22 protein-coding genes and 1 tRNA gene are annotated in these 22,159 nt (G+C 70.2%); 7 read left to right on the forward strand and 16 right to left on the reverse strand.

Annotation, left to right across the window (positions count from 1 at the left end):
* Nucleotides 1–117 precede the first annotated feature (117 nt).
* The gene (locus AB0C82_RS30680) at nucleotides 118–582 is read right to left on the reverse strand and encodes a GatB/YqeY domain-containing protein (RefSeq protein ID WP_362848290.1); all 465 of its coding nucleotides are present in this window, start codon (nucleotides 580–582) and stop codon (nucleotides 118–120) included.
* Between the two features lie 79 nt (nucleotides 583–661).
* Between AB0C82_RS30680 and AB0C82_RS30685 the strand changes: the two genes are divergently transcribed.
* The 3 genes from AB0C82_RS30685 (at nucleotide 662) to AB0C82_RS30695 (ending at nucleotide 2,682) form a co-directional block, all read left to right on the forward strand.
* The gene (locus AB0C82_RS30685; RefSeq protein ID WP_362848293.1) at nucleotides 662–1,600 is read left to right on the forward strand and encodes a metallophosphoesterase; all 939 of its coding nucleotides are present in this window, start codon (nucleotides 662–664) and stop codon (nucleotides 1,598–1,600) included.
* A 212-nt stretch (nucleotides 1,601–1,812) separates the two neighbouring features.
* Complete coding sequence (locus AB0C82_RS30690) at nucleotides 1,813–2,580, forward strand: Pr6Pr family membrane protein (protein ID WP_362848296.1); 768 nt, start codon at nucleotides 1,813–1,815, stop codon at nucleotides 2,578–2,580.
* A 28-nt stretch (nucleotides 2,581–2,608) separates the two neighbouring features.
* Nucleotides 2,609–2,682, forward strand: a tRNA-Pro gene (locus tag AB0C82_RS30695).
* 68 nt (nucleotides 2,683–2,750) lie between these two features.
* Here AB0C82_RS30695 and AB0C82_RS30700 read toward each other — a convergent pair.
* Entirely contained in the window at nucleotides 2,751–3,404 is a 654-nt protein-coding gene (locus AB0C82_RS30700; protein WP_362848299.1) for a TOPRIM nucleotidyl transferase/hydrolase domain-containing protein, read from the reverse strand.
* A gap of 314 nt (nucleotides 3,405–3,718) precedes the next feature.
* Here AB0C82_RS30700 and AB0C82_RS30705 point away from each other — a divergent pair, with 314 nt between their 5' ends.
* Entirely contained in the window at nucleotides 3,719–3,892 is a 174-nt protein-coding gene (locus AB0C82_RS30705) for a hypothetical protein (RefSeq protein ID WP_362848302.1), read from the forward strand.
* A gap of 9 nt (nucleotides 3,893–3,901) precedes the next feature.
* Here AB0C82_RS30705 and AB0C82_RS30710 read toward each other — a convergent pair whose 3' ends face one another.
* From AB0C82_RS30710 to AB0C82_RS30735, 6 genes are all read right to left on the reverse strand, one after another.
* Complete coding sequence (locus AB0C82_RS30710; protein WP_362848304.1) at nucleotides 3,902–4,180, reverse strand: hypothetical protein; 279 nt, start codon at nucleotides 4,178–4,180, stop codon at nucleotides 3,902–3,904.
* Nucleotides 4,181–4,307: 127 nt separating this feature from the next.
* Nucleotides 4,308–4,970 carry a potassium-transporting ATPase subunit C gene (locus AB0C82_RS30715; RefSeq protein WP_362848307.1) on the reverse strand — a complete coding sequence of 221 codons (663 nt, stop codon included), beginning with the start codon at nucleotides 4,968–4,970 and terminating at the stop codon, nucleotides 4,308–4,310.
* Between the two features lie 64 nt (nucleotides 4,971–5,034).
* Nucleotides 5,035–7,146, reverse strand: a complete 2,112-nt coding sequence (gene kdpB, locus AB0C82_RS30720) for a potassium-transporting ATPase subunit KdpB (RefSeq protein WP_362848310.1) — start codon at nucleotides 7,144–7,146, stop codon at nucleotides 5,035–5,037.
* A complete protein-coding gene (gene kdpA, locus AB0C82_RS30725; RefSeq protein WP_362848313.1) occupies nucleotides 7,143–8,807 on the reverse strand; it encodes a potassium-transporting ATPase subunit KdpA in 1,665 nt (554 codons plus the stop codon). The genes kdpB and kdpA overlap by 4 nt, the downstream gene beginning before the upstream one ends.
* A gap of 5 nt (nucleotides 8,808–8,812) precedes the next feature.
* Complete coding sequence (gene kdpF / locus AB0C82_RS30730) at nucleotides 8,813–8,902, reverse strand: K(+)-transporting ATPase subunit F (protein ID WP_362848315.1); 90 nt, start codon at nucleotides 8,900–8,902, stop codon at nucleotides 8,813–8,815.
* Nucleotides 8,903–9,153: 251 nt separating this feature from the next.
* Nucleotides 9,154–10,065: an aminoglycoside phosphotransferase family protein gene (locus AB0C82_RS30735; RefSeq protein WP_362848318.1), complete on the reverse strand. Its 912-nt coding sequence runs from the start codon at nucleotides 10,063–10,065 to the stop codon at nucleotides 9,154–9,156.
* Between the two features lie 274 nt (nucleotides 10,066–10,339).
* Between AB0C82_RS30735 and AB0C82_RS30740 the strand changes: the two genes are divergently transcribed.
* Nucleotides 10,340–11,134: an SGNH/GDSL hydrolase family protein gene (locus AB0C82_RS30740; protein ID WP_362848321.1), complete on the forward strand. Its 795-nt coding sequence runs from the start codon at nucleotides 10,340–10,342 to the stop codon at nucleotides 11,132–11,134.
* Nucleotides 11,135–11,199: 65 nt separating this feature from the next.
* Here AB0C82_RS30740 and AB0C82_RS30745 read toward each other — a convergent pair whose 3' ends face one another.
* Nucleotides 11,200–12,033, reverse strand: a complete 834-nt coding sequence (locus AB0C82_RS30745) for a class I SAM-dependent methyltransferase (RefSeq protein WP_362848324.1) — start codon at nucleotides 12,031–12,033, stop codon at nucleotides 11,200–11,202.
* An 88-nt stretch (nucleotides 12,034–12,121) separates the two neighbouring features.
* Here AB0C82_RS30745 and AB0C82_RS30750 point away from each other — a divergent pair, with 88 nt between their 5' ends.
* Together AB0C82_RS30750 and AB0C82_RS30755 are read left to right on the forward strand one after the other, a co-directional pair.
* Nucleotides 12,122–13,927 carry a prolyl oligopeptidase family serine peptidase gene (locus AB0C82_RS30750; protein WP_362848327.1) on the forward strand — a complete coding sequence of 602 codons (1,806 nt, stop codon included), beginning with the start codon at nucleotides 12,122–12,124 and terminating at the stop codon, nucleotides 13,925–13,927.
* A gap of 103 nt (nucleotides 13,928–14,030) precedes the next feature.
* Nucleotides 14,031–14,837, forward strand: a complete 807-nt coding sequence (locus AB0C82_RS30755; protein ID WP_362848330.1) for an SURF1 family protein — start codon at nucleotides 14,031–14,033, stop codon at nucleotides 14,835–14,837.
* A 187-nt stretch (nucleotides 14,838–15,024) separates the two neighbouring features.
* Here AB0C82_RS30755 and AB0C82_RS30760 read toward each other — a convergent pair whose 3' ends face one another.
* The 7 genes from AB0C82_RS30760 to AB0C82_RS30790 all read right to left on the reverse strand — a co-directional run bounded on the left by AB0C82_RS30760 (nucleotide 15,025) and on the right by AB0C82_RS30790 (nucleotide 21,959).
* Nucleotides 15,025–16,383, reverse strand: coding sequence for a hypothetical protein (locus tag AB0C82_RS30760; protein ID WP_362848332.1), 1,359 nt, complete (start codon nucleotides 16,381–16,383; stop codon nucleotides 15,025–15,027).
* 185 nt (nucleotides 16,384–16,568) lie between these two features.
* On the reverse strand, nucleotides 16,569–17,144 hold the full coding sequence (locus tag AB0C82_RS30765; RefSeq protein WP_362848596.1) for a SigE family RNA polymerase sigma factor: 576 nt from the start codon (nucleotides 17,142–17,144) through the stop codon (nucleotides 16,569–16,571).
* Between the two features lie 357 nt (nucleotides 17,145–17,501).
* Complete coding sequence (locus tag AB0C82_RS30770; protein ID WP_362848335.1) at nucleotides 17,502–18,566, reverse strand: aspartate-semialdehyde dehydrogenase; 1,065 nt, start codon at nucleotides 18,564–18,566, stop codon at nucleotides 17,502–17,504.
* A complete protein-coding gene (locus tag AB0C82_RS30775) occupies nucleotides 18,563–19,834 on the reverse strand; it encodes an aspartate kinase (protein WP_362848338.1) in 1,272 nt (423 codons plus the stop codon). The genes AB0C82_RS30770 and AB0C82_RS30775 overlap by 4 nt, the downstream gene beginning before the upstream one ends.
* 367 nt (nucleotides 19,835–20,201) lie before the next feature.
* Complete coding sequence (locus AB0C82_RS30780) at nucleotides 20,202–20,861, reverse strand: DUF5063 domain-containing protein (protein ID WP_362848340.1); 660 nt, start codon at nucleotides 20,859–20,861, stop codon at nucleotides 20,202–20,204.
* Between the two features lie 65 nt (nucleotides 20,862–20,926).
* Entirely contained in the window at nucleotides 20,927–21,526 is a 600-nt protein-coding gene (recR, locus tag AB0C82_RS30785; RefSeq protein ID WP_328910986.1) for a recombination mediator RecR, read from the reverse strand.
* A 94-nt stretch (nucleotides 21,527–21,620) separates the two neighbouring features.
* The gene (locus tag AB0C82_RS30790; RefSeq protein WP_362848598.1) at nucleotides 21,621–21,959 is read right to left on the reverse strand and encodes a YbaB/EbfC family nucleoid-associated protein; all 339 of its coding nucleotides are present in this window, start codon (nucleotides 21,957–21,959) and stop codon (nucleotides 21,621–21,623) included.
* Between the last annotated feature and the right edge of the window lie 200 nt (nucleotides 21,960–22,159).

Genomic DNA, 22,159 nt, shown 5'->3' on the forward strand with positions numbered 1-22,159 from the left:
CCCAAAGGTTCCCTCAGCCTGGTTGGCAATCAGGTGTTGAGTGTAAGTGCACAAGGGAGCTTGACTGTGAGACCCCCACCACTGCGTTCTGCCTCGCCGTGAAACGGCCGTGGCGCCTCAGCCCGCGAGGAGCTTCTTCACCGTCGCGGCCACCCGGCCGCCCTCGGCGAGGCCCGCCACCTTCGGGTTCACGATCTTCATGACCGCGCCCATCGCGCGGGGCCCTTCGGCTCCGGCGGCCTTCGCCTCCTCGACCGCGGCGGCGACGATGGCCGCCAGCTCCTCGTCGTCAAGCTGCTTGGGCAGGTAGGCGTCGAGCAGCTCGCCCTCGGCCTTCTCCCGGTCGGCCTGTGCCTGCCGGCCGCCCTGGGCGAACGCCTCGGCGGCCTCGCGGCGCTTCTTCGCCTCCCGGGCGATCACCTTCTGCACCTCGTCGTCGGAGAGTTCGCGCGCGGTCTTGCCGCTGACCTCCTCCTTGGTGATCGCGGTGAGGGTCAGACGGAGCGTCGACGAGGTCAGCTCGTCGCGCGCCTTCATGGCCGTGGTGAGGTCTTCCTTGAGCTTGGACTTGAGCGTGGTCATGCGGCGATTGTGACAGGTACGGGGCACCCGACGCCTGCGCGTTTTCCCGTCGCGGCACCGTGTCTGCGACGATGGGCACATGCGCGCACGCTACGGAGTACCCCTGAAAGTCACGGCTGTCGGCGCTGCGGTCGGCGTCGCCGGCCTCGCTTACGCTGCCGGGTTCGAGGCCCGCTCGTTCCGCCTGAGGCGGATCACCGTCCCCGTACTCCCGCACGGGGCACGCCCGTTGCGCGTGCTCCAGGTGTCCGACATCCACATGGTGTCCGGCCAGCGGAAGAAACGGGCCTGGCTCCAGTCGCTCGCGGGTCTGCGCCCGGACTTCGTCGTGAACACCGGCGACAACCTCTCGGACCCGGACGCCGTACCGGAGGTGCTCGACGCGCTCGGTCCGCTGATGGAGCTCCCCGGGGTCTACGTGTTCGGTTCGAACGACTACTACGGGCCCAAGCTGCGCAACCCCGCCCGGTACCTCTTCGAGAAGATGCAGGGCAACCACGGCCTCAACGGCAACGCCCCCGCGGTCGGCGTCATCCACAACCCGTGGGAGCCGATGAGGGACGCGTTCGACGAAGCGGGCTGGCTGGGCCTGTCCAACACGCGCGGACGGCTGAAGCTCGACGGCCTGGAGATCGCGTTCACCGGACTCGACGACCCGCACATCAAGCGCGACCGTTACGCCGAGGTCGCGGGCGGCCCCGAAACGGGTGCGGACCTCTCCATCGGCGTGGTCCACGCCCCGTACCTGCGCAGCCTCGACGCCTTCACGGCTGAGGGCTACCCGCTCGTCCTGGCGGGCCACACGCACGGCGGCCAGCTCTGCATCCCCTTCTACGGGGCACTCGTCACCAACTGCGACCTGGACACGGACCGGGTCAAGGGCCTCTCCACCCACATGGTCGCGGACAAGCGCTCCTACCTGCACGTCTCGGCCGGCTGCGGCACCAACCGCTACACCCCGGTCCGCTTCGCCTGCCCGCCCGAGGCGACGCTGCTGACGCTGACGCCCCGCGACTGACGGCGGGGCGTGGCCGCGGCCTCCACGTCGCCCGTCGTGGAGGCCGATTGCGCCGCCGGCCGCGCTGCCGACGCGGCACCCCAGACACCCAGGTGCCACGACCGCGCCCGGAGCGAAGACCCACGCCACGACCGCGACCATGGCCGTGACCGACGACCCGGCCGGCGTACGGACGAATGCGGGGTCCGGCCGCCCCACCTACCGTGAAGATCATGACCTCGCCGCGGACCGTCCCGCTCCCCAGCCCACGGTCCGCGGAGCCGGTCCCGTACGAGAACCGGTCCCCCAGGCCCTTCGCCGCCGCCTTCCGTGCCCTGGTGTGCTTGGCGGCCGTCACGGGTGTGGTGATCGACCTGGGCACCGGGCCACCGCTCCAGATCCTGAGCCACTTCGCGATCCAGGCGAACCTCCTGGTCGCCGTCACCTTCGCCTGGTCGGCGCACCGCGCCCGGAGGGGCGGCCCGCCCCTCTCCCCCTGGCTGGCGGGCGGAGTCCTCGCCCTCATCGCGATCACGGGCCTCGTCCACCACCTGATCCTGGCGAACAGCGCGGGTGCCTTCTCCATGACCGACGCCCCGGGTCACGCGATCACGGGCCTGCGCACGGTCTCCCATCAGCTCCTCCACACGGTCACCCCGCTGGCGGCGGCCCTGGACTGGCTCCTGCTGACCACCCCGCGCACCCTGCGCCTGCGCTTCATCCCGCTGTGGCTGCTCCACCCCGTGGCGTACCTGGCCTTCGCCCTCACCCGGGGAGCCCGCCTCTCCCCCGGCAGCGAGCCCCGCTACCCGTACCCATTCCTCGACGTCGACGCCTACGACTACCCGGGCGTCCTCACGAATGCCCTGGCCCTGGGCCTCCTCTTCGCGGCCCTGGCGACGCTGCTGGTGGGCCTGGACCGCGTCCGCCCCGAGGCCTGGGGACCCCCGCCCTCCCGCAGAAACCGGATTTCGCCTCCGGCCGCGGGTGGGCTAAAGTAATCGATGTCGCCGGGAGACCGCGTGACATCGGGGTGTAGCGCAGCTTGGCAGCGCGCTTCGTTCGGGACGAAGAGGTCGTGGGTTCAAATCCCGCCACCCCGACAGCCGTAAAGTCAGGGCCTGATCCGCGAAAGCGGGTCGGGCCCTGACTCGTTTCCGCGGTCGTCCGGTCAGACCTGGGCGAGGAGGCGGTCCAGTGGGCGGGGGACGCGGGCGATGTCCAGGTGTGTGATCAGTGCCTGGGCGTAGAGCGCCTTGCGGCCGCTGTGGGTGCCCATGAAGCGTCGCAGCTGGTGTTCCACGGGCCGGCCTCGCTGGGCCGGCTGGCCCTGGAAGGTGCGGAAGGGGCGCGTCTCGCCCTGGGCCTCGATCACCTGCTGCACGCCCTCCGCCCCTAGAGCGCGGATCAGCTCGTCCTCCAGGTCGGCGACGCATACCTGGAATCCGAGCGCCTCCAGTCCGGCGTGCGTGAGACCGGATCCGAGTCCTACCCGTTCCAGGTGGCGCCGGAAGTGCCGTTCCTCGCCGATGTCGCAGAGGCCTGCCAGCGGCAGGCCGAGCCCGGGTGGACCGCACACGTCCAGGAAGCGCCCGATGCTCGTCGCGCCACCCAGCGGTACTACGGCGACGCCCTCCGCGCCGAGGTCGCGGCCGTGGCGCGCGGCCAGCACTTCGAGCGCGACCTGGTCGCTGCTCCCCTCGACGAGCACGATCGTCCGCACGCCGCCCGCCAGCTCCCGCGCCTCGGCGGCCGCCGCTGCCGCCTCAGCTCCGCCGGCCGCCCACGTGACCACTGCCAGGCCGAACCGCCTCAAGTCATCCACGAGACCTCGCTCTCCGGCGTCATCGTGGCACGGCCGGGATCCCGTGCGCACGCACGTTTCCCGGCGGCTCTCATTCGGACCGTCCGCTCCTGCGCGTGGACACAACTCACCTCAGGGGCTCGGGTGTTGCCATGACCGCAAGCTTGAGCATCCGAGCGCCCGCTGATGGCCGAACCCAGCGTGTACCCGCTCCTCGATGCGCGCGCACGGAACGCCGGTGTCCGCGGCGTGCTCATGCCTGACATGCGACCTTCGTACACACCTGCGAATCTGGAAGGGCCCCGTCGTCCGGAACGCTGACAGGAGGCGCGACCGTGAGCAAGAAACAGAGCCGACAGAACCGTGGTGCTCGCACCGGTGGCCATGAGCGCAGTGCCACCGAGGAGACCAAGGCGCAGAAGCCGGCGCAGGCCGCCACGTCCGACACCGTACGTGCGATCGGGGAGAGCGTCTCGCACAAGAAGGAACGGAAGTTCGGCCACAACTGACCAGCCGGCTCAGTACGCGCGCGGTGACATCGGCCGGGATTCGGCGTCCGGTGCCTCGAAGAGGCACCGGGGGACGCCGGGGCCCGGCCGCACGCGTACCGTGGCCGCCTCCGGCGGGTCGGTCGGGATCTCCACCTGTACGACGACGGGGCGGTCGCCCCGCGTGGCCGCGTAGCCGGTCTCCTTGCCGTCGACGAGTACTTCCACCCGTACGGTGTGGCCCGTCTCGACTGTCACCGAGACCGAGTGGCCCGCGTGGTCGGTGTGGAAGTGATGGCGCTGTCTCATGGCGGTCAACTCCCGGCGGAGTGTTTCCGGTGGGTGCGGCGGCTGGTGGGTGTCGTACTCCAAGCGTAAGGCGGCGGGGAGCAGGCGGCCCCGACACACCCGGGGCCGCCGGCGGCCTCTCAGCAGTTCATGAGGTCAGGTCCCTCAGGGCGATGTTGAGCTGGAGCACGTTGACGCGCGGTTCCCCGATGAACCCGAGGAGCCGGTCCTCGGTGTGGGAGTCGACCAGCGCGGCAACCCGCCCCGCGTCCAGGTGATTGCGCTCGGCAACCCGATTGACCTGGAGTTTCGCGTACGCCGGGGAGATGTGCGGGTCCAGGCCCGAGCCGGAGGAGGTGACGGCGTCGGGCGGGACCTGCGACGGGCTGACCGGGTGGCCGGGGGTCGAGTTGTCCCTGATCACGGCAGCCTTGGCGTCCTTCACCCACCGGATCAGTTCAGCGTTGTCGCCGGACCGGTTGGTCGCCCCGGAGAGGATCAGGTCGTACCGGGAGTTCACGCCGTTGCTTCCCAGGCCGTTGGACGGGCGCGGCTGGAACCATTTCGGGTCCGGGGCCGCTGTCTCCTCACCACTCTTCGGAGGCAGGTCGTAGCGCTGCCCGATGAGTGAGGAGCCGGCCACCCGGCCGTCGGAGGTGATCTCGGAGCCGTTCGCCTTCTCGTGGAAGAGAGTCTGGGCGACGCCTGTGACCGCGAGGGGGTAGATGACGCCGCAGATCACGGTGAGGACGAGCAGGGCGCGCAGTCCCGCGCCGAGCGTCCGGGCGGTGTTCTTCAGGGAGCTGTTCATGGCAGGTCAGCACTTTCGCGGTTCGACGCAGGCGGGAAGCAGTTCAACGCAGACGGGATGCATGTCAACGCAGCCCGGGAAGCGTCGAGATGAGCAGGTCGATGAGCTTGATTCCGATGAACGGGGCCACCAGGCCGCCCAGTCCGTAGACGCCGAGGTTGCGGCGGAGCATCCTGTCCGCGCTCGCGGGCCTGTACCGGACACCCCTCAGGGCCAGCGGCACGAGCGCGATGATGACCAGCGCGTTGAAGACGACGGCGGACAGGATCGCGGACTCGGGCGAGGACAGCGCCATGATGTTGAGCTTGTCCAGGCCCGGATGAACGACCGCGAACATCGCCGGAATGATCGCGAAGTACTTCGCGACGTCGTTGGCGATCGAGAAAGTCGTCAGCGCGCCCCGGGTGATCAGCAGTTGCTTGCCGATCTCGACGATCTCGATGAGTTTGGTGGGGTCGGAGTCCAGGTCCACCATGTTCCCGGCCTCCTTGGCGGCCGAGGTGCCGGTGTTCATCGCCACCCCGACGTCCGCCTGGGCGAGGGCGGGGGCGTCGTTCGTACCGTCGCCCGTCATCGCGACCAGCTTGCCGCCCGCCTGCTCCCGCTTGATGAGGGCCATCTTGTCCTCGGGCGTCGCCTCGGCGAGGAAGTCGTCGACCCCGGCCTCCTGGGCGATCGCCTTCGCGGTCAGCGGGTTGTCACCCGTGATCATCACGGTCCGGATGCCCATGCGGCGCAGCTCGTCGAACCGCTCCCGCATCCCTTCCTTCACCACGTCCTTGAGGTGGACGACCCCCAGCACGCGGGCTCCCCCGCCGTCCTCGACGGCCACCAGCAGCGGTGTGCCGCCGGCCTGGGATACGCGGTCCGTGAGCGCCTGCGTGTCGTCGGGGACACGGCCGCCGCGCTCCCTCACCCACGCGACGACCGAACCCGCCGCGCCCTTACGGATCTTGCGGCCTTCGACGTCCACACCGGACATACGGGTCTGGGCCGTGAACCCGATCCAGTCGGCATGCGCCAGTTCGCCGCGGTGACGTTCCCGCAGGCCGTACGACTCCTTCGCGAGGACCACGACCGAGCGGCCCTCGGGGGTCTCGTCGGCCAGTGAGGAGAGCTGGGCGGCCTCGGCGAGTTCGGCCCGTGCCGCACCCCTGACCGGTATGAACTCCGACGCCTGGCGGTTGCCCAGAGTGATCGTCCCCGTCTTGTCGAGGAGGAGCGTGGAGACGTCACCCGCGGCCTCGACGGCCCGCCCGGACATCGCCAGGACGTTGCGCTGGACCAGCCGGTCCATGCCCGCGATGCCGATGGCCGAGAGCAGCGCGCCGATGGTGGTGGGGATGAGGCAGACCAGGAGCGCCGTCAGCACGATCACCGGCTGTTCGGCGCCCGCGTACGTGGCGAACGGCTGGAGCGTGACGACCGCCAGCAGGAAGACGATCGTGAGGGACGCGAGCAGGATGTTGAGCGCGGTCTCGTTCGGCGTCTTCTGGCGGTCCGCGCCCTCGACCAGGCTGATCATTCGGTCGATGAAGGTCTCGCCGGGCTTCGTGGTGATCTTGACGACGATCCGGTCGGACAGCACCTTCGTACCGCCGGTGACGGCGCTGCGGTCGCCGCCCGACTCCCGTATGACCGGGGCCGATTCACCCGTGATCGCCGACTCGTCGACCGAGGCGACGCCTTCGACGACGTCACCGTCGCCGGGGATGACGTCACCCGGCTCGCAGACCACGAGATCACCGATGCGCAGCTCCGTGCCGCGCACGCGCTCCTCGTCGCCACCGGTGAGCCTGCGGGCGACCGTCTCCGTCTTCGCCCTGCGGAGCGTGTCGGCCTGCGCCTTGCCCCGGCCCTCGGCCACGGCCTCGGCGAGATTGGCGAAGAGGGTGGTCAGCCACAGCCAGGCGGTGATCGCCCAGCCGAACCAGTCGCCCGGGTCCTTGAGCGCGAAGACTGTGGTGAGTACGGATCCGATCAGCACCACGAACATCACCGGCGACTTGATCATCACCCTCGGGTCGAACTTGCGCAGCGCGTCCGGGACCGCCCTGATGAGCATCCCCGGGTCGAACAGCCCTGCGGAGACCGCCCCGTTGCCGGGTTCGACACGGCTGGGAGCGTCGTCGTGCGGGGCCTTGGCGGGGGTGGCGGTCGGCGTACCGGTGCTCATGACGCGAGTCCTTCGGCGAGCGGTCCCAGCGCGAGCGCCGGGAAGTAGGTCAGACCGGTGACGATCAGGATCGTGCCGGCCAGGAGGCCCGCGAACAGGGGCTTCTGCGTGCGCAGCGTGCCGGCCGTCTCGGGTACGGGGGTCTGCTCGGCCAGCGAGCCGGCGAGCGCGAGGACGAACACCATCGGCAGGAACCGGCCCAGCAGCATCGCGATGCCGATCGTGCTGTTGAACCACTGCGTGTCCGCGTTCAGCCCGGCGAAGGCCGATCCGTTGTTGTTGGCGCCCGAGGTGTACGCGTACAGGATCTCGGAGAAGCCGTGCGCACCGGAGTTGGCCATCGAGTGGACCGGGGTGTCCAGGGTCAGCGCCGCGGCGGTGAAGCCGAGGGCCAGGGCCGGGGTGATGAGGATGTAGCAGGCGGCGAACTTGATCTGCCGTGTGCCGATCTTCCTGCCCAGGTACTCGGGGGTGCGGCCGACCATCAGACCGGCGACGAACACCGCGATGACGGCCATGATCAGCATTCCGTACAGCCCGGAGCCGGCACCGCCCGGCGCGATCTCGCCGAGCTGCATCCCCAGCAGGTTGATGCCGCCGCCGAGCCCGGTGTTGGAGGAGTGGAAGGAGTTGACCGCACCCGTCGACGTGAGCGTGGTCGAGACGGAGAAGAGCGCGGATCCGCTGATGCCGAAGCGGGTCTCCTTGCCCTCCATCGCGCCGCCGGCGATCTCGAACGCCGTTCCGTGGTGCGCGAATTCGGTCCACATCATGAGCAGGACGAAGCAGATCCAGATGCCCGCCATCGTGGCGAGGACGGCGTATCCCTGCCTGACACTGCCGACCATCCTGCCGAACGTGCGGGTCAGCGCGAACGGGATGACGAGGATCAGGAAGATCTCGAAGAGGTTCGAGAGGGGGGTGGGGTTCTCGAAGGGATGGGCGGAGTTGGCGTTGAAGTAACCGCCGCCGTTCGTGCCCAGCTCCTTGATGGCCTCCTGCGAGGCGACCGCGCCGCCGTTCCACTGCCGGCTGCCGCCCATGAACTGGCCGACCTCATGGATCCCGGAGAAGTTCTGGATGGCCCCGCACGCGACCAGTACGAGCGCGCCGATCACGGAGAGCGGCAGCAGGATGCGTACGGTGCCGCGCACCAGGTCGGCCCAGAAGTTGCCGAGCTCCCCGGTGCCGGCGCGCGCGAAGCCCCGGACGAGAGCCACGGCCACGGCCATGCCGACGGCGGCGGACACGAAGTTCTGCACCGCGAGACCGCCGGTCTGCACGACATGGCCCATGGCCTGTTCGCCGTAGTAGGACTGCCAGTTGGTGTTCGACACGAACGAGGCCGCCGTGTTGAAAGCCTGGTCCGGGTCGATCGAGGAGAAGCCGAGCGAGCCGGGCAGGGAGCCCTGCACGCGCTGCGCCAAGTAGAGGAAGAGGACACTCACCACGGAGAAGGCGAGGACGCCGCGCAGGTAGGCGGGCCAGCGCATTTCCCTGGCGGGGTCGGCCCCGATGGCCTTGTAGATCCACTTCTCGACGCGCAGGTGGCGGTCGGTGGAGTAGGTACGGGCCATGTGATCGCCGAGCGGGCGGTACACGAGCCCCAGCGCGACGATCAGGGCGAGGAGCTGGAGCACTCCGGAGAGGACAGGACTCATGCCGGTCAGAACCTCTCCGGCTTGATGAGCGCCAGCACGAGGTAGCCCAGCAGGGCGGCGGCCACGACGAGGCCGACCAGGTTCTCGGCGGTCACAGCTTCGCCACCCCTCTGGCGATGACGGCCACCAGCGCGAAGACCGCGATCGTGGTGACGACGAAGGCCATATCGGCCATCGTGAGCTCCTGAGTGAAGAACGGATTCTCGGATGTTCGGACAGTCCGAGGAAACGCCCTCCCAGGGGGCATACCGCCGCCGTTAACGGGTCCTGTACGAGTCCGGGGACGCTCTTGACGCGTTCCGTACGCCGGGACCCGGCCGGCCCGAAACGCGGGCCGGGTCCGGCGTCAGCCCTCGCGCCGGAAGTCGTCCAGAGCCTCGCCCGTCGACCGCAGGGCGACGGCCGCGAGCACGGGGTTCGTGACCCGGTAGTAGGAGTACGCCGTGAGGCCGAAGACCAGCGCCCAGCTCCGCCCCCGGGCCCAGGTCGCGTCGTCCACCTCGACGGCCTCGCGGAACAGGCCGCGGGAGCCGGCGGACAGAACGGCCCAGGCGGACATGGTGTCGCATGCGGGGTCGCCGGTGCCCAGTCCGCCGAAGTCGATGACGGCCGTGAGACGCCCGCCCCGGGCAAGCAGGTTGCCGGGCAGGAGATCCCCGTGGAGCCAGACCGGCCCGCCCTCCCACTGCGGGAGCCGGAGCGCCGATTCCCAGGCCGCCGTCGCCAGGTCCGCGTCCACCGTGCCGTCCGCGCCCAGGTGGCGGATCGCGGCACGGACGTCCGCATCGCGGCTGCTCACCGGTCCGCCGCGGAAGCCCGCCGGCCCACCGGTCGCGTCGACGGTACGCAACGCGGCGACGAACCGGCCCAGTTGTACGGCCGCGTGCTCCTCACCGGCGCCCGTGAGGGGTGAGTCGTAGAGGTTCTCGCCCTCCAGCCACCCGTAGACGGACCACGGAAGCCCGTATTCCTCGCCCGGTTCGCCCAGTCCGAGCGGGACGGGCACGGCCAGCGGGAGGTGCGGGGCGAGACGGGGCAGCCAGCGCTGCTCCTTGGCGACCTGTCCCGCCGCGCGGGGGACGCGCGGCAGGCGTACGGCCATGTCCTCGCCCAGCCGGTACATGACGTTGTCCGTGCCCGCGGAGCGGACCTCCAGGACGGGCAGATGCGCCCACTGCGGGAACTGCGCAGCGACCATCCGGCCGACCAGCGCGACGTCTGTGTCGACCTCGTCGGGGTGCATCTTCGTGCCCTTCACGCGGGCCTCCTTCATGGTGTCCGTCCGGCGGGGAACGGTACGGCCGCCCCTGTGCGTGTTCAAACGATTTACATCCTGCGTCACCCCAACTGCCTTGTTTTCATGGGCACTTCTAGGTTTATCTACGCGCGGAGCTACGGGTACCGAACGATCATTCGGGCATATCAGACGACTTCTTGCGCGGGCATTACCGGCGGGTACCGGGAGCTGCTAGAAACTGGGGCGCCCCACCGAATCCCCCACCCACCCCCCACCCTTCGAAGGGCTGGCAGCCATGTCAGTACGAAGAATCTGGGCATCCGTCACCACGCTTGCCCTCGCCGCGGTCGCCGCCCTGGGCGCCGCGACTCCGGCCTCCGCGGCCGCCGGTGGTTACGTCGCTCTCGGCGACTCCTACTCCTCGGGAGTCGGCGCCGGCAACTACCTCTCCGACAGCGGTGACTGCCGACGCAGCACCAACGCGTATCCCTATCTCTGGGCGTCGGCGAACGCGCCCTCGTCGTTCGCCTTCGTCGCCTGCTCGGGGGCGACGACGGCTTCGGTCGCCGGCGGGCAGCTTGGAGCGCTGAGTTCGTCCACGACCCTCGTCAGCGTGACCGCGGGCGGCAACGACGTCGGGTTCGCGAGCGTCATGACGGACTGCGTCCTGTCGAGCGAGGCCACCTGCGTCAACAGCGTGAACGCGGCGATCTCGCAGATGGAGAACGTACTGCCGGCCCGCCTCGACTCGCTCTACAGCGGGATCCGTTCGCGGGCACCGCAGGCCCGTGTGGTGGTGCTGGGGTACCCGCGCTTCTACAAGCTCTCCGGCAGCTGCATCGCCGGGCTCACCGAGACCGAGCGCGGGGCGATCAACAGGGCGTCGGACATCCTGAACGGTGTCACCGCCAAGCGGGCCGCCGACGCCGGATTCACCTTCTCCAGCGTGGTGGACGAGTTCACCGGACACGAGCTGTGCTCCGGCGACGCCTGGCTCCACAGCGTGTCGATCCCGGTCTACAACTCCTACCACCCCAAGGCCACGGGGCAGGCGGGCGGCTATCTGCCGGCCTTCCGCTCGGCCGCGTAACGGACATGGAGGCCCGCCGGAGCCCTGCTCCGGCGGGCTTCCGCGTGCACGGACCCCGTCGGTTCCTACGGGAGTGGGCGGGACGCCTTGATCGAGTACATCAGCGGGATGCGGGGCCGGTCCGCCGGGAAGCGGTAGTAGCCGTCGCCCTGCGGCGCCAGCGTGCCGAAGCGCGCGAAGAGCGAGGCGTCGTGCTCGTGCAGCAGCTCGATCCGCAGTCCGGCCGAGGCGAGCGCTGAGACGACCTCGCCCAGTGGATGCTGCCACTCCACGCTGCGGTTGTTGATGGTCGGGGCGTTCACGTCGGTGTACGTACCGGGGGACTCGTCCACCCACGCCTCGCGGCTGAAGTAGTCGTACGTCACCCGGGAGCCCGTCGCGTCGTCCAGCGCGTCGGTCAGGGGGTGGAACTCGGCGAGGTACAGGAACCCGCCGGGCGCGACCAGCGAGGCGGCGGTCTCCGCCCAGCGCTCGATGTCGGGCAGCCAGTTCAGCGCGCCGAGGCCCGTGTAGACGATGTCGTACGAGGAATCGGGGACGGCCTCCGCCGCGTCGTACACGTCGGCGGCCACGAAGGCCGCGCGCTCCGGGCCGAGGCCGAGCGAGCGGGCGAGCCCCCGGGCGGTCTCCACGGCGGGCTCGGAGAAGTCCAGGCCGACGACGGGGGTGGCGCCGTGCCGGGCCCAGCTGAGCGTGTCGAGCCCCATGTGGCACTGGAGGTGCAGCAGGGACTTGCCGGTGACGTCCCCGACCTCCACGAGCTCGAAGTCCCGCAGCGCGTCCTTCCCCGCGCGGAACGCGTCGAGGTCGTAGAAGTCGCTCGCCGCGTGTATCGCCACGCGCTCGTCCCACCGTGCGCGGTTGGCGTCGTGCCAGTCGTCCGGAGTCGGTGAATGCATGACCGAAAGCTACCCACGGGCCGGGAGCCACGCGAACAGTTATCCACAGGCCACCCGGCCGTGGCGCCCGATCGGGTTGGATGGTGGCATGAGCGACACACAGAACGCCTCGTCCGCGCCGGAGTGGGAGCAGCGTTTCCGCGCGCCCCGCGTGTCCCTGCCCGACTGGGCCGAGGACGCACCTGACCGCTCACTGTTCGTCTCCAACGCCACCGGGACCTACGAGCTCTACGCCTGGGACCGGGCCGGTGGGCGGCAGCGCCAGGTGACCGACCGGCCCAACGGAACGACCGACGGGGTGCTGACGCCCGACGGTTCCGACATCTGGTGGTTCAGCGACACCGACGGTGACGAGTTCGGCGTGTGGATGCGGCAGCCCTTCGACGGCGCCCAGGGGGACGACGAGCCGGCCGCCCCCGGGCTCGACGCCTCCTACCCGGCCGGCCTCGCCATCGGCCGGGACGGTACGGCGGTGATCGGCCGGTCCACCGACGAGGAGGGCACGACGGTCCACGTCGTACGTCCCTCCGAGGCCCCCGTGGAGATCTACCGGCACCGGGAGTCCGCCGGGGTGGGGGACCTCTCCCACGACGGCACGCTGATCGCCCTTGAGCACACGGAGCACGGCGACGCGATGCACTCCGCGCTCCGGGTGGTGCGGCCGGACGGTTCCACCGTCGCGGAGCTCGACGACACCGAGGGCGGCACCAAGGAGCTCGGCCTCGCCGTCCTGGGCTTCGCCCCGGTGGCCGGGGACACGCGTCTCCTCGTCGGGCACCAGCGCAGGGGCCGCTGGGAGCCGATGATCTGGGACCCGGTCGCCGGGACGGAGACGGACCTGCCGATCGATCTCCCGGGTGATGTGGGCGCCGAGTGGTATCCGGACGGTTCCGCGCTGCTCGTCGAGCACAGCTTCGAGGCCCGCAGCGAGCTGTGGCGGTACGAGCCGGGCGCGAAGGAGCCGGTACGGGTGGCGACCCCGGCCGGCACGGTGTCGGGCGCGACGGCCCGCCCCGACGGCACCGTGGAGTACCTCTGGTCCTCGGCCGCTCTGCCGCCCGTCGTCCGGTCCACGACCGGCGCGGTGGTCCTGGACCCGCCGGGTCCGAAGGCCCCGGCGTCGGTGCCCGTCGAGGACGCGTGGGTGGAGGGTCCCGGCGGCCGTATCCACGCCCTGGTCCAGCGTCCCGCCACCGGGGACGGCCCGTTCCCGACGGTCTTCGAGATCCACGGCGGCCCGACCTGGCACGACAGCGACGCCTTCGCGTCCGGCCCGGCCGCCTGGGTGGACCACGGTTTCGCGGTCGTCCGGGTCAACTACCGCGGCTCCACCGGGTACGGCCGCGCCTGGACGGACGCGCTCAAGCACCGGGTCGGCCTGATCGAGCTGGAGGACATCGCGGCCGTCCGTGACTGGGCGGTCAAGTCGGGTCTCGCCGACCCGGTCCAGCTGGTCCTGGCGGGCGGCTCCTGGGGCGGCTATCTGACCCTGCTCGGCCTCGGCACCCAGCCGGACGCCTGGGCCCTCGGTCTGGCCGCCGTGCCGGTCGCCGACTACGTCACGGCCTACCACGACGAGATGGAGGCCCTGAAGGCGATGGACAGGACGCTGCTGGGCGGCACACCGGAGGAGGTGCCCGAGCGCTTCGAGGCATCGTCCCCACTCACCTACGTCGACGCGGTGCGCGCCCCGGTCTACATCTCGGCGGGCGTCAACGACCCGCGCTGCCCCATCCGTCAGGTGGAGAACTACGTGGACCGCCTCAAGGCCCGCGACGCGGTGCACGAGGTGTACCGGTACGACGCGGGGCACGGCTCCCTCGTCGTGGAGGAGCGGATCAAGCAGGTGCGTCTGGAACTGGACTTCGCGCTCCGGCACCTCGGGCGGGGGTGAAGCCGGTCCGTCAGCCGAGCGAGGCCGGAGCGGAGGACTCGCGCCACGGGTGATCGAGGGCCCCCGCGCCCGGCCCGTGGAGCGGGGACCGTACCGTGGAGGGGTGTACCGGTTCCTGCTGACCCCGCGATGGTGGGGGATCAACCTCTTCGTCGTGCTGGCCATCCCGTTCTGCGTGTTCATGGGCACCTGGCAGCTCGGCCGCTTCGAGGACCGCGTGCAGTCGCACGAGGAGGCCGAGAAGCGGCCCGATCCGGGTACGCGGGCCGCCGAACCCCTGGACTCCCTGCTGCCGGTGGACAAGGTGACGTCGGGCAGGCCCGCGACCGCCACCGGGACGTACGGCGAGCAGTTCCTCGTCCCCGGCCGCGAGCTGGACGACCGCAACGGCTTCTACGTCCTCAACATGCTCCGCACCGACGGCGGCAAGGCCCTCCCGGTCGTACGCGGCTGGCTGCCCGGCAACGCGGGCAGCACCGAGGTGCCCGCCGCACCGCCCGGTGAGGTCACGGTGACCGGCGATCTCCAGGCGTCCGAGACAGCGGGCACCGACGGCGCCCACTCCGAGGGCGGGCTGCCCGAGGGCCAGCTCGGCATGATCAGCGCCGCGTCGCTGGTGAACCTCGTGCCCTACGACGTGTACGACGCCTGGGTCACGCTCCAGAAGCCGGAGCTGGAGTCGGGCGTTACGGCCGGCTCGGGCGGCTCGGCGAAGAGCGCGCTGAAGCCGGTGCCCGCCGAGGCGCCCGCAGGCAGCGGGCTGGACCTGAAGGCGTTCCAGAACCTCGGCTACACGGGCGAGTGGTTCGTCTTCGGCGGCTTCGTGCTCTTCATGTGGTTCCGGCTCATGCGGCGTGAGGCGGAGGCCGCGCGCGACGTGGAACTGGGCCTCGCGGCCGACGCCGACTGAGCCGTACCGGCTCAGGACCGGACGAGGACGACGACAAGGGGACGGCCCGCACGCGGGCCGTCCCCTTGGTCACATCACTGCCCTGCCACCGCCGCGAGGGCCATGTCGCAGGGCGACAGTCGCAAGGCCAGACGCAGGGCCACTGTCGGAGGGACCGCCGCCGACGGACCGCTGCCGGCCGCTGTCCCTAGGAAGCGGCGAGCGCTCCCGTGCGATAGACCGTGCCCGCACAGGCGTTGGAGATCGTCGTCTGCACGGACGGGCCTCCGGCCTCCGAGGTGTGCGTCACCGCGATGCTGCCGTCCTGGACCCCGCCGTCCTCGCTGGCGAACTGCGCCTCCGGGCCCGCCGCGGTCATCCCTTCGCCCGTGGTGCCGCCGGCACCGTCCGTGGGTGTGGGGCTGGGCGGTGGCACGGTCGCCGGGCAGGTGTCGGACGGCACCCAGGCGAACCGCACCTCGTACGCCATGGCCGGCTTCAGCAGCACCGTGCCGGGCTCCAGCGAGGGATCGGGCAGCCCGGACGGCGGGTCACCCGCCGCGTACCGGACGACCTGGATCCTGAGCGGGTCGGCCGCGCCCATGGCCTGCACGCCCACCGAGCCGTCGCCGCTCACCGAGCAGTCCGCCTCGGACTTGTTGGAGATCCGGAACGTGCCGTACACCGTTCCGTCCGGGCCCGGGGGGCCCGACTCGGCCGAGAGCACGGCGAGCTGGTCCGGTCCGCAGCTGCCCACCGGGGGCGCTTCGGAGCGCGGGGTGTCGGCGACGCCGCCGTTGCCCTGGGGGTCGGGTACGTCTCCGCCGTCCGCGGAGGGGGACTCGGAGACCTCCGGTTCGCCCTCGCCGCCGTCGGTCACCTCGTCGGCCGGTCCCGGCTCCTTGTCGTCGCCGGGCTCCTCGCCCGGTTCCTCGCCGCTGCCGCCCTGGGCCTGCTCACCGTGACCTGCGATGGCGGAGTTGACGCCGGTGTCGCCGTTCGACCGGGCGACGTGCACGAACGCGGGGACGGCGGTACCGATCAGCAGGGCTGCCGCGGCGACTCCGACGACGGCCTGCCGCCGGCGTGCGCGGCGGGCGGGCACGGCGCGATGAAGGTGGTCGAGGGTGCCGCTGGAGGGTTCGAGGTCCTGTACCGCTCCCTGGAACATGCGGCGAAGAGCGAGCTCGTCGAGGCCGGTGTCGAGGCCGCTGCCGAGTCCCGTGTGCAGGTCCGCGGCGTCGTCGTCGCGATCGGTTTCCGTGCCGGCACCGGCGTCGGGGCCGCTCACCGGCTTCCGCCCGAACAGGCTGGTCAGCACGCTGATGTCGGCCGCTGAGCTGTCCTCGGCTGCGGAGCCGTCGCCCGCCGCGGAGCCGTTGCCCGCCGCGGAGCCGTCGCCCGCCGCGGAGCCGTCGCCCGCCGCGGAGCCGTCGCCCGCCGCGGACGCGCCTTCGGCCGGAGGATCGCCGTCGGCCGCTGAGCTGTCACCGGCCACGGAACTGTCGCCGTCAGCCGCGCCCAGGGCCTGCACGCTGTGCGGATCCGGTTCCGGCTGCGGCGCCACGTCCCGCTCCAGTTCCCGTTCCGGTTCGAGCTCCGGCTCCTGGGCCGATGACTGATCCTGGGCCTGGTCCCGCGCCCCGGTACCGTCCGCCGAAGCATCCGATGGGGAGTCCGGTGTGTTGTCCGACCCGTGGTTCACAATTCCGTTTCCAGTCCGGTCGTTATCACGCCTGTGCTCGGGGCCGCTCATGCCTGTGCCTCCATCACGACGCGCAGCGCCGCGATGCCTCGGGAACCGTATGCCTTGACCGAGCCGAGCGATATGCCGAGGGTCTCCGCGACCTGGGCCTCCGTCATGTCCGCGAAGTAGCGGAGCACCAGCACCTCGCGCTGGCGTCGCTGCAGCCCTTTCATCGCCTTGATCAGCGCGTCCCGCTCCAGCTGGTCGTACGCCCCCTCCTCCGCGCTCGCCATGTCGGGCATGGGCTTGGAGAGCAGCTTCAGACCGAGGATGCGGCGACGCAGTGCGGAGCGGGAGAGGTTGACCACCGTCTGCCGGAGGTACGCGAGCGTCTTCTCCGGGTCGCGGACCCGGTTACGCGCGGAGTGCACGCGGATGAACGCCTCCTGCACCACGTCCTCGCACGACGCCGTGTCGTCCAGCAGCAGGGCGGCGAGGCCGAGCAGCGAACGGTAGTGGGCGCGGTAGGTCTCCGTAAGGTGGTCGACCGTGGTCCCTGCGGCCACCGTCTCCTCAGCACCCCCGCGCTGCGAGGGCAGCCGGGTGGAGCGCGCAGCCGGCATGGGCGCGATCACCGGCATACCGCCGGGTGCGCGGGGCCTCCGGAGCGGACGCAGGGAAGCGCCTCGCAACGGGCCCACCACTGTGATGTCGAGAACCTCTGCCACGCCTGTTGGACACGCTTCCCCCCGTCAGGGTTGTACGCGTGCGCCATCGCGTTTGGCGCTGTGCGACATGCCCTCATACGTACCTGCTCTTCCCCGAATGCCCCATACATGCGCCCCGCCACGCATGAGTGACGGCATAGACGCAGCCGCCCGACCCGCGGTTGCAAAAAGCCAGGAGATCATCGTCGGATACGGCAATGTCCCAGCTCAAGAGGTTCAGACCTGCTAATTGCTCACAAGGAACGCACAGATCCTACAAAACCCCGACGATCAGGTCCGCGGAAATTCGGCGGCCACCGACTCGGCGATCTGGGCAACATTGAGAGCTGCGCCTTTTCGGAGGTTATCGCCGCAAATGAACATTTGGAGTGCTCGCGGATCGTCCATCGACTGCCTCACACGGCCGACCCAGGTCGGATCCGTGCCCACTACATCGGACGGGGTGGGGAAGTCACCGGCCGCCGGACTGTCGAACAGCACCACTCCGGGGGCGGTCGCCAGGATCTCGTGGGCCCGGTCGACGGCGACCTCGTTCTCGAAGCGCGCGTGGACGGACATCGAGTGCGTCGCGACGACGGGGACGTAGACGCAGGTCGCGGCGACCCGCAGGTTCGGCAGGTCAAGGACCTTCCGGCACTCCTCGCGGATGGCGATCTCCTCGGACGACCAGCCGTTGCCGGCATCGGCCCCCGCCCACGGCACGACGTTGAGCGCTACGGGAGCGGCGAACGGGCTCGCGTCACCCTCGCCGAGGGCGCGTCGTACGTCTCCGGGATGTGTGCCCAGCTCCGTACCGGCCACCAGGGACAGCTCCTCGCGGAGCGCGGCGACACCTTCGCGGCCCGCGCCGCTGACCGCCTGGTAGGAGGAGACGATCAGTTCCTGGAGACCGAACTCGGCGTGCAGCGCACCGACCGCGACGATCAGCGACAGCGTGGTGCAGTGCGGGGACGCGACGATGCCGCGCGGCCGGAGCCGGGCGGCATGGGGGTTGATCTCGGGGACGACCAGGGGCACGTCGTCGTCCATGCGGAAGGCCGCGGAGTCGTCGATGACCACGGCGCCCTTGGACGCGGCGACGGGCCCCCACCGGGCGGACACCTCGTCCGGCACCAGGAAGAGGGCCACGTCGACACCGTCGAACACGTCCTCGTCGAGCGCGAGGACCTCTGTCTCCTCGCCGCGGACGACCAGCTTCCGGCCGGCCGACCGCGGGGAGGAGATCAGCTTCACGTCGCCCCAGACATCCGCGTGCTGCGAAAGGATCTGGAGCATGACGCCGCCGATCACCCCGGTCGCACCGACGACCGCGAGCGAAGGGCGGCTGTGCGTCATCGTCCGGTGCCCCCGTAGACGACTGCCTCGTCGGAGTCGCTGTCGAGGCCGAAGGCGGTGTGCACTGCGCGCACGGCCTCGATGACGTCGTCGGCGCGGGTGACCACCGAGATGCGGATCTCGGATGTCGAGATCAGCTCGATGTTCACTCCCGCGTCCGACAGGGCCTCGAAGAAGCCAGCCGTGACGCCCGGGTTCGTCTTCATGCCCGCGCCGACCAGGGAGATCTTGGCGATCTGGTCGTCGTAACGCAGCGACTCGAAGCCGATCGCGCCCTTCTGCCGCTCCAGTGCGTCGATGGCCTTGCGGCCCTCGGACTTCGGGAGGGTGAAGGAGATGTCCGTCAGACCCGTCGACGCGGCGGAGACGTTCTGCACCACCATGTCGATGTTGACTTCCGCGTTCGCGATGGTGCGGAAGATCGCGGCGGCCTCGCCCGGCTTGTCGGGCACGCCGACGACCGTGACCTTGGCCTCCGAGATGTCGTGGGCGACTCCGGAGATGATCGCGTGCTCCACCTGCTGGTCCCCTTGCGGCTCGTTGCTGACCCAGGTGCCGCGCAGTCCGGAGAAGGACGAGCGGACGTGGATCGGGATGTTGTAGCGGCGTGCGTACTCGACGCACCGGTGCAGCAGCACCTTGGAGCCGGACGCGGCCAGCTCCAGCATGTCCTCGGAAGAGATCCAGTCGATCTTCCGGGCCTTCTTCACGACCCGGGGGTCGGCGGTGAAGACACCGTCCACATCGGTGTAGATCTCACAGACCTCGGCGTCCAGCGCGGCCGCCAGTGCGACAGCGGTGGTGTCGGATCCGCCTCGGCCCAGGGTGGTGATGTCCTTCTTGTCCTGGGACACGCCCTGGAACCCGGCGACGATCGCGATGTTGCCCTCGTCGAGCGCGGTCCGGATCCGGCCCGGCGTGACGTCGATGATCCGCGCTTTGTTGTGAACCGAGTCGGTGATGACGCCGGCCTGGCTGCCCGTGAACGACTGGGCCTCGTGGCCCAGGTTTTTGATCGCCATGGCCAGCAGCGCCATGGAGATCCGCTCTCCCGCGGTCAGCAGCATGTCGAACTCACGCCCGGCAGGGATCGGGGAAACCTGCTCGGCGAGATCGATCAACTCGTCCGTCGTGTCGCCCATCGCTGACACCACGACAACCACCTGGTTGCCGTTCTTCTTGGCATCTACGACTCGCTTGGCGACGCGCTTGATGCCCTCGGCATCGGCTACGGAGGAGCCTCCGTACTTCTGCACGACAAGGCCCACGTGCGCTCCTCGCTCAATTCAATAGTGCGGTCGGCTCAGTTTAACGAGCAGGCCGGAATCGCCTCGTCCTTACCAGATGGTGAGATGTCCCGCCCACCAGGTGGTCCGGCGTGGCGTCCCGGTCTGCTCGTACGAGGTTGCTGCCCGCCGATCCGCGAACCACGCCCGTTTGTGGCTCAGCCCACACCGATGGGGGTCACTCACCCGCGTCGGCCAGGAGCCAGAAAGGGCCACGTCGGCCCCCTCCCACGGGAATCGCGGGACACCTCCACGATAGGTCGATCCGCCCGAGGCCACAGGCCCGGCGCGTCGCGGCGTCGGTCACGGCGAGCCGATGGCACGGGGTCGCGGGCCGGCCCGGATCGCGCTACTTGGCCGGGCGGAGGCCCAGGGGGCCCGCGATCTCCTGGAACATGACCCGGCCGGCTTCCTCGGCGAGGTTCGCGTCGCCCGGGTCCTGGTCGGTGTCCAGGCCGTCCAGTTCCTCAAGGGGCTGGTTCAGGCGGATGTGGGCGACCAGGGACTGGAGGGCGCGCAGGGTCGCGGAGGCCGTGGAGCCCCAGTTGGAGAAGTACGAGAACTGCCACCACCACAGCGCCTCGGCCGTGCGGTCCGCCTCGTAGTGGGCGAGTCCGTGGCCGAGGTCCGTGACCAGGTCGGCCAGGTCGTCGGAGATGCGGTGCGGGACCGGTGCCTTGCGGGGCTCGTACGGGTCGAAGACCTCGGAGTAGACGTCGATCGGCTCCAGGAGCGCCGCGAAACGTTCCCGCAGGCCGTCCGCGTCCGGCTCGGGGCCGAGGTCGGGCTCGTAGCGCTCGTCGGGCAGGACGTCCTCGTACGCGCCGAGCCTGCCTCCCGCGAGCAGCAGCTGCGAGACCTGGAGCAGCAGTACGGGGACAGCCTCCTCCGGCTCCTCGACCTTGGACACCTCGGTGACCGCGACGATGAACGTCTTGATCTGGTCCGCGATCTGGACGGCGAAGTCGTCCGGGTCCTGAGTGACGGAGTTCAGCGTGGCGTCAGACATCGAGGCGACCTCCCGTAGGCGCGTTCTCGAACGGTGAGTGGGGCCGGAGAAGCACAGCGCAGGCGTCATACATCCAGAAGTCGCCTGCCTTCGAACGCGCGGCCGAGGGTGACCTCGTCGGCGTACTCGAGGTCGCCGCCCACGGGCAGGCCGCTGGCCAGCCGGGTCACCCTGAGGCCCATCGGCTTGACCATCCGCGCCAGGTACGTCGCGGTGGCCTCGCCCTCCAGGTTGGGGTCCGTCGCCAGGATCAGCTCCGTGATGGAGCCGTCCGCGAGCCGGGCCAGCAGCTCGCGGATCCGCAGGTCGTCGGGACCGACGCCCTCGATCGGGCTGATCGCGCCGCCGAGTACGTGGTAACGGCCCCGGAACTCGCGGGTCCGCTCGATCGCGACGACGTCCTTCGGCTCCTCGACCACGCAGATGACGGTCAGGTCGCGGCGGGTGTCCCGGCAGATGTTGCACTGCTCCTGCTGGGCGACGTTGCCGCACACCGAGCAGAACCGGACCTTGTCCTTGACCTCAAGGAGCGCATGGGCGAGACGCCGTACGTCGGTCGGCTCGGCCTGCAGGATGTGAAAGGCGATCCGCTGCGCGCTCTTGGGACCGACGCCGGGCAGCCTGCCCAGTTCGTCGATGAGGTCCTGAACAACGCCTTCGTACACGGAAAGCCTCTCTGGTGCTGTGCTGCTCTGCTCGTACCGTAGTTGGTACGCCTGGGTATCTGTAGGTCTGCGTATGACCAGGTGTGGGACCGGGTCAGAAGGGAAGACCCGGGATGCCGCCGCCGAGGCCCTGGGCGAGCGGGCCCAGCTTCTGCTGCTGGAGCGCCTGCGCGTTCTCGTTCGCCGCCTGGACCGCCGCGACGACGAGGTCGGCGAGCGTCTCGGTGTCCTCCGGATCCACGGCCTTGGGGTCGATCACCAGGGCGCGGAGCTCACCGGAACCGGTCACCGTGGCCTTCACCAGGCCTCCGCCCGCCTGTCCGTCGACCTCGGTCCTGGCCAGTTCCTCCTGGGCCTCGGCCAGGTCCTGCTGCATCTTCTGGGCCTGCTGGAGCAGCTGCTGCATGTTCGGCTGACCACCACCGGGAATCACGGTCACTCCTGGCATTTCGACGACAAATGTTTCGGTATGCCGAGCCTACGTGGTCACCGGTCGGCGCGCCCCACTCACCGGGGACCAACTCTTTCGGGTGAGATTTGGGACGCGGTGCTCACCCTCCTATACCTGATCACAGGCCGTGTACACGCAGGGATCCCTCGATTTTGACTCCATGGCCCACCATTCGGCGGTAG

It is taken from the genome of Streptomyces sp. NPDC048560 (assembly GCF_040650955.1).
Taxonomy (GTDB): domain Bacteria; phylum Actinomycetota; class Actinomycetes; order Streptomycetales; family Streptomycetaceae; genus Streptomyces.